Origin of the sequence: Sphingobium sp. TKS (assembly GCF_001563265.1) — a bacterium.
Classification (GTDB): Bacteria; Pseudomonadota; Alphaproteobacteria; order Sphingomonadales; family Sphingomonadaceae; genus Sphingobium.
In genome coordinates this window covers 2709987-2722214 of the sequence record NZ_CP005083.1, presented here as the reverse complement: position 1 = coordinate 2722214, position 12228 = coordinate 2709987, and the positions used below count along the sequence as shown (strand labels likewise).

Here is a 12228-nt window from a genome sequence, read left to right as displayed (position 1 = left end):
ATCAGACGTTGAAGCGGAACAGCATGATATCGCCGTCCTGCGTCACATATTCCTTGCCTTCGGAGCGCCACTTGCCCGCTTCCTTCGCTCCGGCCTCCCCGTTGAACTGGACATAGTCGGCATAGGCCATGGTTTCGGCGCGGATGAAGCCCTTCTCGAAATCGGTATGGATCGCGCCCGCCGCTTGAGGCGCTTTCGACCCCTTGAAGACGGTCCAGGCGCGGGCTTCCTTCGGCCCGACGGTGAAGAAGGTGATGAGGCCCAGCAGCTCGTACCCCGCCCGGATGATGCGAGCCAGACCCGCTTCTTCCAGCCCCAGCGCCTCCAGATATTCCGCGCGCTCCTCGACCGGCATGGTGATCAGCTCTGCTTCGATGGCCGCCGACACGATCACCGCCTTGGCGCCTTCGGCTGCCGCCTTCTCGAACACGCGCGCCGAATGGGCATTGCCCTGCGCCGCGCTGTCCTCCTCGACATTGCAGACATAGAGGACCGGCTTTGCGGTCAAGAGCTGCGCCTGACGGAAGATGCGCTCTTCCTCATCATCGCCCGGCTGGGTCAGCCGCGCAGGCTTGCCGTCGCGCAGCAGGTCCAGCGCCTTGCTCAGCACGGAAGCCGCGGCCTTCGCCTCCTTGTCGCCCTGCGCCGCCTTCTTGGCGAAGTTCGGCACGCGCTTTTCCAGGCTCTCCAAATCCGCCAGCATCAGTTCGGTCTCGACCGTCTCTGCGTCGGCAATGGGATCGACCTTGCCCTCGACATGGGTGATGTCGTCATCCTCGAAGCAACGCAGCACATGGACGATCGCGTCCACCTCGCGAATGTTCGCCAGGAACTGGTTGCCCAGCCCTTCGCCCTTGGACGCGCCGCGCACCAGCCCCGCAATGTCCACGAAGGCAAGCTGGGTCTCGATGATCTTGGCCGATCCGCCGATCTTGGCGATGGTCTGCAGCCGTTCGTCCGGCACGGCGACCTGCCCGACATTGGGTTCTATGGTGCAGAAGGGATAGTTCGCCGCCTGCGCCGCCTGCGTCTCGGTCAGCGCATTGAACAGGGTGGACTTGCCCACATTGGGAAGCCCGACGATACCGCAACGAAAACCCATGGAACTGCCTTCACGTCAAAATGATTGGCCGCGCCGATAGCCTGTTCGGGCTAAGTTGGCCAGCCCGCGCATCGTGCTCCTGCTTTCGCAGGAGCACGGCAGAAGGTCAGGTGATGACGCTCGGGCTGTTCATGCCGGTGAAGTCTTCGATATCGGCTATGCGTTCTGCCGAATCGATCAGGCGGAACAGCGCGTCGGCTGTTTTCATATCTAGCCGGCCTTCTGGCCCTACATAACGATCGAGATAGACCCGCAGTGTGGCGCCCTCGGTCCCGGTGCCAGACAAACGGAACACGATCCGGGATCCATCATCAAATATGACGCGAATGCCCTGCTGGCTGCTGACCGATCCATCGGTCGGATCAGTATAAGCGAAATCGTCGGCCTGGGACACGGTACCAAGGATGGTCGCGAAACCGGGCAAGGTCGCCAGCCTATCCCGCAACGCATCCATCAGCGCATCGGCCTTGTCCTTGGCGATGGCTTCATAGTCATGCCGCGCATAATAATTGCGGCCATAGGTCGCCCAATGCCCGGTCATGATCTGCGCCACGCTCTGCCGCCGGACGGCAAGGATATTGAGCCAGAGCAGCACCGCCCAGATGCCGTCCTTCTCGCGCACATGATCGGACCCGGTGCCCGCGCTTTCCTCGCCGCAGATGGTCGCCATCCCGGCATCCAGCAGATTGCCGAAAAATTTCCAGCCCGTCGGCGTCTCATAGAGCGGAATGCCGAGCTTCTCCGCCACCCGATCCGCCGCGCCGCTGGTCGGCATCGACCGGGCGATGCCCTTGAGGCCGCCTGAATAGCCGGGCGCCAGATGCGCATTGGCCGCCAGTACGGCCAGCGAATCCGAAGGCGTCACATAGCAGTGCCGCCCGATGATCAGGTTCCGGTCGCCATCGCCATCCGAAGCGGCCCCGAAATCCGGCGCGTCGGCCGCCATCATCCGGTCGTACAATGCCTTGGCGTGGACCAGATTGGGATCAGGATGATGATGACCGAAATCGGGCAGGGGTGTGGCGTTCCGCACGGTTCCCGCAGGCGCGCCCAGCCGCCGTTCGAAAATCTCGACCGCATAAGGCCCGGTGACGGCGCTCATGCTGTCGAAGGAAAGGGTGAAGCCTTCCGCGATCATCGCCCTGATGGCGGCAAAATCGAACAGGCTCTCCATCAACCCGGCATAGCCCGCCACCGGATCGACCACCTCTACGGTCATATCGCCCAACCGGCTGGCGCCAAGCGTATCGATATCAACGTCGCCTGCCTCAAGGATGCGATAGCTGTCGATCGCCAGCGTCCGCTCATATATGGCGTCCGTCACCTTCTCCGGCGCGGGGCCGCCATTGGAGACGTTGTACTTGATCCCGAAATCCTCATCCGGCCCGCCCGGATTATGGCTGGCCGAAAGCACCAGTCCGCCAAAGGCCCCGGAAGATCGGATCAGATGCGAGGCCGCCGGCGTGGACAATATGCCGCCCTGACCCACCAACACCCGGCCAAAACCATTGGCCGCCGCCATTTTCAGCACGATCTGAATGACCTCTCGATTCAGATAGCGCCCGTCGCCGCCGACCACCAAAGTCTGGCCTTTATAGCCCTCTAGGCTGTCGAACACCGACTGGACGAAATTTTCCGCATAATGGGGCTGCTGGAAAATGCGGACCTTCTTGCGCAGACCGGACGTGCCGGGCTTCTGGTCGTCAAAAGGCTTCGTCGCGACGGTCTGTATCACCCATATCCCCTTGGGAAAGAAAGAAGTCAGATTTCCTCTATGGCCCGGACATGCGACAAACCGCAATCCACCGCCTGCGGCTCGCCGTGAGCGCAGGGCGGACGGGCGCGCATCAGTCCGCCAGCCGCAGCGCCACCTCATTCATGAACCGGGCATCATCGCCCTTTGCCAACCATTCGGCCTCCGCACCGATCGCGCCCAGCATGTCGGCCAGCGCGTCCGTCTCGCTCTTATGATAATTTCCCAGCACATAGCCATGCACCCGGTCCTTGTGCCCCGGATGCCCGATGCCGATCCGCACCCTGCGAAACTCCGCCCCGATATGCGCATCGGTCGAGCGGAGGCCATTATGCCCGGCATTACCGCCGCCGCGCTTCACCTTCACCTTCATCGGCGCAAGGTCGAGTTCATCGTGGAAGGCGGTCACGTCCTCCGGCGCGAGCTTGTAGAAGCGCATGGCTTCACCCACCGACCGCCCGCTCTCGTTCATGAAGGTTGCGGGTTTCAGCAGGATGATCTTTTCCGGCCCGATCCGGCCTTCCTGCACCCAGCCCTGGAACTGCTTCTTCGGCGGCGAAAAGCGATGCATGTCCGCAATGACGTCGACAGCCATGAAGCCGACATTATGCCGGTTCATCGCATATTGGGTTCCGGGATTGCCCAGGCCCACCCAGATCTGCATCGCTTGTCCACTCCAAAGAAAAATCCCGCCCGCCGGGTAGGCGAGCGGGATCGGAATTTCCAGCCCTGCAGGGCTGAGGGCAAAAGGCTTATTCGCCTTCGGCCGGGGTTTCGTTGTCGCCTTCGGCGCTCTTGAGAGCCGAGGGAGCAACGATGGTCGCGACGGTGAAGTCGCTCTCGTCATGGGCAGCCTTGGCGCCCTTGGGCAGCTTGACGGCGCTGATGTGGATCGTTTCGCCCACGTCCAGGCCGGCCAGGTCGACGACGACATCGTCGGGGATCTCGGCGGCGTCGACGATCAGTTCGACCTCATGCGCGACGATGTTCAGAACGCCGCCCTTCTTGATGCCGGGCGAGGCGTCTTCATTCTCGAAGCGCACCGGCACGTTGACGTGGACGGTGGCATGTTCCGAAACGCGCAGGAAGTCGGCGTGCAGCGGACGGTCGCTCACGGGGTGGAAAGCCACATCCTTGGGCAGGGTGCGGACCTTCTTGCCGCCGACTTCGACGAAGACGACCGAATTGAAGAAGTGGCCGGTGCCGAGCAGCTTGTTGAGGAGCTTTTCCTCGACATGGATCGACTGCGGTTCTTCATTGTTACCATAGATGACGGCGGGTACGCGGCCCTCACGGCGGAGAGCGCGGGAGGCTCCCTTGCCTGCCCGATCGCGTGCCTCTGCCGACAGCGTAAGCTGCTCGCTCATTGCGTGTCTCCAAAAGCAAATTGATGTAATCGCCCGCCACGCCTCCAGGGATGACCATGTCGGGACCGGCGCCCAATAACAGAAAAGCGCGGGAAAGCAAGGGGCGCTCTATTGCGCCCGCGTCACCTTATACCCCTCGGCTTGCAGCAGTTCGATCAGATTGCCCTTGCCGGTCAGATGCCCCGCGCCCACGGCGATGAACGGTCGCCCCTTGAGCGCCTTCACCGATTTCACCCAGTCGCGGTTGCGGTCGATCAGCACCGCCTGCTCGACCACTGGATTTGGCTCCTCACCGATCTGATCGGCCTGTGCGAGCGTGGCCATATCCCCCTTGATCCAGGCCTTGAGAATATGGTCGTAAAGCGTCCGCATATCCTGCGCCTCATGCACGGTATCGATCAGCAATCGTTGCTGCGCCGCGTCCGGCAGCGTGTCGAAGGCCCGGAATTGGCGCTCCACCGTCTCCAGCCCGCCGATCGGCTTGCCGGCATCCCTGAACGCCGCGATCAGAGCCGGTTCCACGCCATTGTCCTGGCTGACATGCAGAGCCTGCTGCGCCGCTGCGGAGAGCAACATCGCCGCCGCCCAGCTCTCATAGCTGGAGAGCGCCCGCGTGGAGGTGCCGCCATCGCTGGCGATTTCCTCCAGCGCCGCCTTGTCCTCGCCCGGCACCCGCGCCTCCAGCGGTGGAAGCCCCGGACTGCGCCCCATTTTCTCGAACTGCGCCAGCGTCCGCGCCTGATCTTGTATTTCCGCCGATTCCAGCACCAACCGATCGGCGCGCGCCATCGCGCCCCTGATCGGCGCCGTCTGCCATTTCACATTGTCGGGCAGCACATGAATGGTGCCGAACAGCCAGCCATCCACGCCCTTGCCCTCGACCCGCCAAAGCGCAGGTCCGCCGCCCGGGGGCGGGGCAGGGGGCTCATCCCCGCAAGCCGCAATCAGAAATAAGGCCGCCAGTCCAAGCTCCAGGGTCAGCCAACGCGCCCACCGGCGCATCATTTTACTGCTTCACCCGCGCCGAAGAGACGCCCAGCGCCTTCAACTGATCCTGCACGCTGCCCTTGCCCGCCAGATGCCCGGCGCCCACGGCAATGAACACTATGCCCGGCCGGTCGAGCCGCTGTTTGATCCACTTCGCCCAATTGGCGTTGCGCTGGATCAGCAGCACCTTCGCCAGCTCCGGCGTCGCCTCCAGCGATTCGTTCATTTCGACCGCCAGCTTCTCCGGCTCGCCACCCTGCCAATGCGCGACCAGGCTGGCGAATTCCTTGTCCATGTCGGGCAAACCCTCGATGGTCGCGGTCAGGAACTTCACCTGCTGCTCCATCGGCAGCCCCGCAAAATAGCCGAGCTGTTGCTCGACCGTCTCCAGCGCGTCGACCTTCTTGCCCGAAGCCCTGGCCGCCGCAGTCAGCACCTTCTCCGCGCCAAGATCGGACTTATACCCCAGCTTCTCCAGCGGCTGCACCGACAGCGCCATGCCCGCCATCCAGGGATTGAACATCTCGAAAGCTTGCCAGGGCAGGCCATTGACGGTCATCGCCGTCAGATATTTGCTCCGCTCGTCCGCGCCCAGCCGGTCCGACAGCTTCACCCCGTCCCGCGCCAGGGCTGCCCCCGCCATGGTCGACGCCAAGGCATTGGAATCTTCCGGCTCGACGATTTCCAGAACCAGCTCGTCCGACCGTTCGAAGGCCGATTTGACCCCGCCCTTATACCAATCGACCCCCGGCTTCATCACATGCACCGTGCCGAACAGATAGATGGTGGTGTCGGCATCCTTCACTGTCCACAGCGCGGGCGTCACATAGGTCGAGCGCGCCGCCGTATCGCGAGCGGAAGCGGGCCGCTCCAGCGCGCATCCGCCAAGCAACATCATGGCGGGCGCCAGCCATTGGAGATTGGGCCAGCGTAAATTGGGCCATTTCATGCGGTTTTTACGTCCATCTGATCGATCTGCCCCCATCCATGCGTCCCCCAACGCGACAGAGCAAGCGGATTTACCCTTCTTCCCGCCCTCTTTCCCTTGACCCTGCGCCCTCGCTGCGCCAAGGCGCGCCGCAATTGAACCGTCATTTTTCGAGCCGTGATTTCTGGGGATCATCCGTGGCGACAAGCAAAGCGCTCTCCTTTCAGGATCTGATCCTGACGCTCCATGCCTATTGGGGTCGCCAAGGCTGCGTCATCCTGCAACCCTATGACATGGAAGTGGGCGCGGGCACCTTCCATCCGGCGACGACGCTGCGCAGCCTTGGCCCGAACGCCTGGAACGCCGCCTATGTGCAGCCCAGCCGCCGCCCGACCGACGGCCGCTATGGCGAAAATCCGAACCGGCTCCAGCATTATTACCAATATCAGGTCATCATGAAGCCGTCCCCGGCGAACCTTCAGGAACTGTATCTGGGGTCGCTGGTCGAGATCGGCATCGATCCGCTGGTCCACGACATCCGCTTTGTCGAGGATGACTGGGAAAGCCCGACGCTGGGCGCGTGGGGCCTTGGCTGGGAAGTCTGGTGCGACGGCATGGAAGTCACCCAGTTCACCTATTTCCAGCAGATGGGCGGCTTCGATTGCAAACCGGTCGCGGGCGAGCTGACCTACGGCCTCGAACGCCTCGCCATGTATATTCAGGGCGTCGACAGCGTTTATGACCTCAAATTCAATGACGCGGGCGTCACCTATGGCGACGTGTTTCTTGAGAATGAGCGGCAGATGTCGAAATGGAATTTCGAGATCGCCGACACTGAAAAGTTGTTCCGCTGGTTCAAGGACGCCGAGGCGGAATGCAAGGCATCGCTGGAGGTCGGGGTTCCGCTCGCCGCCTATGACCAGGCGATCAAGGCAAGCCATGTCTTCAACCTGCTCCAGGCGCGCGGCGTCATTTCGGTGCAGGAACGCGCCAGCTATATCGGCCGCGTGCGCGATCTGGCCAAAGGCGCCTGCGAAAAGTGGATGGAAGTGAACGGGTGGGCCGCGTGATGACCGATTTCCTGCTCGAATTGCGCTGTGAGGAAATTCCGGCGCGCATGCAATTGAAGGCATCGGAAGACCTCGCCCGCCTCTTCACCGAGGAACTGGCGAAGGCTGGTCTGAAGCCGGAGAGCCTCGACAGCTTTGTCACGCCGCGCCGCCTCGCGCTGATCGCGCGCAACCTGCCGCTGGAAACCGCCGCCGTCAGCGAGGAGTTCAAAGGCCCGCGCACGTCGGCGCCTGCGCAGGCGCTCGAAGGCTTCCTTCGCAAGACGGGTTTGACGCAAGATCAACTCGAAGAGCGCGACGGCGTCTGGTTCGCCGTGGTCAACAAGCCCGGCCGCGCCACCGCTGGGGTGCTGGCCGAAGCCGTCCCCACGATCATCCGCGCCTTCCCCTGGCCCAAGTCCATGCGCTGGGGTGCCGCTTCGCAGACGACGGAAAGCCTCCGCTGGGTTCGTCCGTTGCAAGGCATCGTCGCGATCCTGGGCGACGATCTGGTCAATATCGAGATCGAAGGCGTCAGATCGGGCTATGCCACGCTCGGCCACCGCTTCCATCATCCGGGCGAGATCACCATCGGCAGCGCTCATGATTATGTGGAGAAGCTGCGCGCCTGCCATGTGATCGTCAGTCATCAGGAACGCCAGTCGATCATCGAGGCCAAGGCGAATGAAGCCGCCGCCGCCCATGGCTATACGGTGATCGAGGACAAGGGCCTTATCGCGGAAAATGCCGGCCTGACCGAATGGCCGGTACCGCTGCTGGGCGATTTCGCTCCGGCCTTTCTTGAGGTACCCCCTGAAGTCATCCAGCTAACCCTCCGTATCAACCAGAAATATTTTGTTCTGCGGGATAGCGCGGGCAAGCTTGCCCCGGCCTTCATCTGCACCGCCAATATCGAGGCGAAGGATCATGGTGCGGCGATCATCGCGGGCAACCGCAAAGTCCTTGCCGCGCGCCTGTCGGATGCCCGCTTCTTCTGGGAGCAGGATCGCAAGACGAAGTTGGAGGACCACGCGAAGAAGCTGGAGCGGATCACCTTCCACGAAAAGCTCGGCACTGTGGCCGACAAGGTGGATCGCGTCGCAAAACTGGCGCGCTGGTTGGTTGATGCGGATATCGTTAAGCCGGAGGAAGATACGCCGCAGGCTAAGGTTCAGCTTTTCAACAATGTGTACGCAGCCGCCAAGCTCGCCAAAGCCGATCTTGTCACCGAAATGGTCGGTGAGTTCCCCGAGCTTCAGGGCGTCATGGGCGGCTATTATGCCCGCGCTGAGGGCTTGCCCGATGCCGTGGCTGATGCCATCCGCGACCATTACAAGCCGGTGGGCCAAGGCGATGAGGTTCCGGGTGCTCCGGCGACCGTTGCCGTTTCCCTTGCGGATAAGCTGGATATTCTCTGCGGCTTCTTTGCAGCGCGTGAACGGCCCACTGGTTCGAAAGATCCCTTCGCGCTTCGGCGCGCGGCGCTTGGACTCGTTGCTTTGACATTGGAAAATGACCTGCGGTTTTCGTTGTTGAAACTTATTGGTCAGCATGACGCGCTAAACGAGGGCTTCTTCCGAAAGCTTTGGTTGGAAGGTGTCAAAAGTTATGAAGACGGTCTGCCCAAGGGATCGAAGCTCGCACCGGCAAATGAGAGTCACCTGACTTTCGCCTTTGATCTTCTGGACTTCTTCGCAGATCGCCTCAAGGTCCAGCAGAAGGAAGCAGGCGTCCGCCACGACCTGATCGACGCCGTGTTCGCGCTCGGTGGCGAGGACGATCTCGTCCGCCTGCTCGCCCGCGTGAAGGCGCTCCAGTCCTTCATCGTAGCCGATGACGGCGCCAACCTGCTCGCCGGTTACAAGCGCGCCGCCAACATCCTCAAAAAGGAAGGTGTCGAAACCGCCGAGAAGGTCGAATTGACCTACGTCCCCGAACAGGCAGAGGCTGACCTGATCGCCGCCCTCGACGCCGCCGAGCCTCGCGCCACCGCCGCCGTCACGGCGGAGGATTTCGGAGGCGCCATGGCTGCACTTGCAACATTGCGCGCGCCGATCGACGCCTTTTTCGAAAGCGTGACGGTGAACGACGCCGATCCGGCAAAGCGCTCCGCTCGCCTCGCGCTGCTTGCGCGGGTACGGGACGCTGTCCACGCAGTGGCGGATTTCTCGAAAATTACAGGCTGATACCGAAAGATACCCGCCCAAGCGGGAAAATCAGTGAAATAAGAGAGCAATCATCGTAAAAGTGGGTGCGTTTGTCGCCTGCTTGTTGTTAAAGTTTTGTTGCATCGCACAAATACACGGCAATCAGTGCAGGAGAGCCGCGATTATGTTGACAATGGAAGAGGCCAGCATGAGCACGACCGCTACCCGTTATGTTTATCGTTTCGGCGGCGGCGTCGATGACGGCGGCAAGGGCGACAAGAATCTTCTCGGCGGCAAGGGCGCCAATCTGGACGGCATGGCCGCCATTGGCCTGCCCGTGCCTCCGGGCTTCACCATTACGACCGAGATGTGCACCCGCTATTACACCGACGGCGGCGTCTATCCCGAAAGCCTGACCGCGCAAGTCGCGGACGGCATCGCCCATATCGAGGGCATCACCGGCAAGAAGTTCGGTGACAAGGCCGACCCGCTGCTGGTGTCCGTCCGCTCCGGCGCGCGCATTTCGATGCCCGGCATGATGGACACGGTGCTCAACCTTGGCCTCAACGATGAAACCGTGCTCGGCCTAGCCGTCGCTTCGGGCGATGAGCGTTTCGCCTGGGACAGCTATCGCCGTTTCATTCAGATGTATTCCGATGTGGTCCTGGAACTCGACCATGGCGCCTTCGAGGAAGCCCTTGAAATCGCCAAGGAAGACCAGGGTTATACGCTTGACACGGAAATGACCGCTGCCGACTGGAAGGCGCTCGTTGCCGAATATAAGGCTCTTGTTTCAAAGCTTTGGAACAAGCCCTTTCCGCAGGATGTGAACGACCAGCTTTGGGGCGCGATCAGCGCCGTGTTCGGGTCGTGGCAGGCCGACCGCGCCAAGGTCTATCGCCGCCTGAACTCGATCCCGCATGATTGGGGCACTGCCGTCAACGTGCAGGCGATGGTGTTCGGCAATATGGGCGACACCTCAGCCACCGGCGTTGCCTTCACCCGCGACCCCGCGACCGGCGAGAACGCCTATTATGGCGAATATCTCATCAACGCCCAGGGCGAAGACGTGGTGGCGGGCATCCGCACGCCGCAATATCTGACGCTTGCAGCACGCGAGCGGGCAGGGGCCAAGCCGCTGTCGATGGAAGAGGCGATGCCCGAAACCTATGCCGAGCTGGCGCGGGTGTTCGAGATCCTCGAAAAACATTATCGCGACATGCAGGACATCGAGTTCACGGTGCAGCAGGGCAAGCTTTGGATGCTCCAGACCCGCTCAGGCAAGCGCACCGCCAAGGCCGCGCTCAAGATCGCGGTGGATATGGCGAATGAAGGTCTGATCACCGAGGAAGAAGCCGTCGCCCGCGTCGATCCCGCCGCGCTCGACCAGCTTCTTCACCCGACGCTCGATCCCAAGGCGCCCCGCGATGTGCTGACCAAGGGTTTGCCCGCGTCGCCGGGTGCAGCTTCGGGCGCGATCGTGTTCGACGCCGACACCGCCGAGCGTCGCAATGAGCTGGGCGATTCGGTCATCCTCGTCCGCGTGGAAACCTCGCCGGAAGACATTCACGGCATGCACGCGGCCAAGGGCATCCTGACCGCGCGTGGCGGCATGACCAGCCACGCCGCCGTGGTGGCGCGCGGCATGGGCCGCCCCTGCGTCTCCGGTGCAGGCAGCCTGTCGATCGACAACAATGCCAAGACGCTCCGTATTGGCGACCGCACGCTCAAGGAAGGTGACATCCTCACCATTGATGGCGCCACCGGCGAGGTGATGGCAGGCGAGGTGCCGACCGTGCAGCCGGAACTGGCTGGCGATTTCGGCGTGCTGATGGCCTGGGCCGACAAGGTTCGCCGCCTCAAGGTCCGCGCCAATGCCGAAACGCCGCTGGACTGCCAGACCGCCCGCGATTTCGGTGCGGAAGGCGTGGGCCTGTGCCGCACCGAGCATATGTTCTTCGACGCCGCCCGCATCACCGCCGTTCGCGAGATGATCCTCGCTGACAGCGAAAAGGGCCGCCGCGTGGCGCTCGACAAGCTGCTGCCCGAGCAGCGCGATGACTTCGCGCAGATTTTCATGGTGATGGCGGGCCTGCCCGTCACCATCCGCCTGCTCGATCCGCCGCTGCACGAATTCCTGCCGCATGGCGAAGCGGAGTTCGAGGAAGTGGCCAAGGCGGCGGGCGTCGGCGTGGAAACGCTCAAGCGCCGGGCCGCGGAACTGCACGAGTTCAACCCGATGCTGGGCCATCGCGGTTGCCGTCTGGGCGTCACCTATCCTGAAATCTACGAAATGCAGGCCCGCGCCATCTTCGAAGCCGCGCTGATCATCAAGCAGCGCAGCGGTGAAGCGCCGATCCCCGAAATCATGATCCCGCTCGTCGCGACGAAGAAAGAGCTGGAACTGATGAAGGTGATCGTCGATCGCGTCGCCAGCGAAGTATTCGAGGAGCAGGGCGCCAGCGTCGAATATCTGGTCGGCACCATGATCGAACTGCCGCGCGCTGCATTGAGAGCGGGCGAGATCGCTGAAGTGGGCGAGTTCTTCTCCTTCGGTACCAACGACCTGACGCAGACGACCATCGGCATCAGCCGCGACGACGCCGGCCGTTTCCTGACGCAATATGTCGACAAGGGCATCTTTGCCCGCGACCCGTTCGTCAGCATCGATGTCGAAGGCGTGGGTGAGCTCATCCAATTGGCTGCCGAACGTGGCCGTGCAACCCGCAGCGGCATCAAGCTGGGTATCTGCGGCGAACATGGCGGCGACCCGGCCTCCATCGCCTTCTGCGAGCAGACTGGCCTCGATTACGTCTCGGCCTCGCCTTATCGTGTGCCGATCGCTCGCCTTGCCGCTGCCCAGGCGGCGCTGGCGAACCGGAAGTAATAGCCAGG

At 62.5% G+C, this 12228-nt stretch carries 9 protein-coding genes; 3 read left to right on the top strand and 6 right to left on the bottom strand.

All coding sequences use genetic code 11. The features are described from left to right. Window position 1: 1 nt before the first annotated feature. The 6 genes from ychF to K426_RS13525 form a co-directional block, all read right to left on the bottom strand. Window positions 2-1102 carry a redox-regulated ATPase YchF gene (gene ychF / locus K426_RS13550; protein ID WP_066557983.1) on the bottom strand — a complete coding sequence of 367 codons (1101 nt, stop codon included), beginning with the start codon at window positions 1100-1102 and terminating at the stop codon, window positions 2-4. Window positions 1103-1208: 106 nt separating this feature from the next. After that, on the bottom strand, window positions 1209-2837 hold the full coding sequence (locus K426_RS13545; protein WP_066557981.1) for an alpha-D-glucose phosphate-specific phosphoglucomutase: 1629 nt from the start codon (window positions 2835-2837) through the stop codon (window positions 1209-1211). Window positions 2838-2949: 112 nt separating this feature from the next. Continuing rightward, on the bottom strand, window positions 2950-3519 hold the full coding sequence (pth, locus tag K426_RS13540; protein ID WP_066557979.1) for an aminoacyl-tRNA hydrolase: 570 nt from the start codon (window positions 3517-3519) through the stop codon (window positions 2950-2952). A gap of 88 nt (window positions 3520-3607) precedes the next feature. After that, window positions 3608-4222, bottom strand: coding sequence for a 50S ribosomal protein L25/general stress protein Ctc (locus K426_RS13535; RefSeq protein ID WP_066557977.1), 615 nt, complete (start codon window positions 4220-4222; stop codon window positions 3608-3610). 108 nt (window positions 4223-4330) lie between these two features. After that, window positions 4331-5227 carry a TraB/GumN family protein gene (locus K426_RS13530; RefSeq protein ID WP_197672713.1) on the bottom strand — a complete coding sequence of 299 codons (897 nt, stop codon included), beginning with the start codon at window positions 5225-5227 and terminating at the stop codon, window positions 4331-4333. A gap of 1 nt (window position 5228) precedes the next feature. Further along, window positions 5229-6158: a TraB/GumN family protein gene (locus K426_RS13525; RefSeq protein WP_066557974.1), complete on the bottom strand. Its 930-nt coding sequence runs from the start codon at window positions 6156-6158 to the stop codon at window positions 5229-5231. A gap of 176 nt (window positions 6159-6334) precedes the next feature. Between K426_RS13525 and K426_RS13520 the strand changes: the two genes are divergently transcribed. The 3 genes from K426_RS13520 to ppdK all read left to right on the top strand — a co-directional run bounded on the left by K426_RS13520 (window position 6335) and on the right by ppdK (window position 12220). After that, complete coding sequence (locus K426_RS13520; protein WP_066557971.1) at window positions 6335-7207, top strand: glycine--tRNA ligase subunit alpha; 873 nt, start codon at window positions 6335-6337, stop codon at window positions 7205-7207. Next, window positions 7207-9372, top strand: a complete 2166-nt coding sequence (gene glyS, locus K426_RS13515) for a glycine--tRNA ligase subunit beta (protein WP_066561771.1) — start codon at window positions 7207-7209, stop codon at window positions 9370-9372. The genes K426_RS13520 and glyS overlap by 1 nt, the downstream gene beginning before the upstream one ends. 145 nt (window positions 9373-9517) lie before the next feature. Continuing rightward, entirely contained in the window at window positions 9518-12220 is a 2703-nt protein-coding gene (gene ppdK / locus K426_RS13510; protein WP_066557968.1) for a pyruvate, phosphate dikinase, read from the top strand. The last annotated feature ends 8 nt before the right edge of the window (window positions 12221-12228 follow it).

What these genes read in the sequence shown, in the direction of transcription:
- ychF (WP_066557983.1), bottom strand. Translation starts at nt 1,102, where the DNA reads ATGGGTTTTCGTTGCGGTATCGTCGGGCTTCCCAATGTGGGCAAGTCC.
- pth (WP_066557979.1), bottom strand. Translation starts at nt 3,519, where the DNA reads ATGCAGATCTGGGTGGGCCTGGGCAATCCCGGAACCCAATATGCGATG.
- K426_RS13535 (WP_066557977.1), bottom strand. Translation starts at nt 4,222, where the DNA reads ATGAGCGAGCAGCTTACGCTGTCGGCAGAGGCACGCGATCGGGCAGGC.
- K426_RS13530 (WP_197672713.1), bottom strand. Translation starts at nt 5,227, where the DNA reads ATGATGCGCCGGTGGGCGCGTTGGCTGACCCTGGAGCTTGGACTGGCG.
- K426_RS13525 (WP_066557974.1), bottom strand. Translation starts at nt 6,158, where the DNA reads ATGAAATGGCCCAATTTACGCTGGCCCAATCTCCAATGGCTGGCGCCC.
- glyS (WP_066561771.1), top strand. Translation starts at nt 7,207, where the DNA reads ATGACCGATTTCCTGCTCGAATTGCGCTGTGAGGAAATTCCGGCGCGC.
- ppdK (WP_066557968.1), top strand. Translation starts at nt 9,518, where the DNA reads ATGTTGACAATGGAAGAGGCCAGCATGAGCACGACCGCTACCCGTTAT.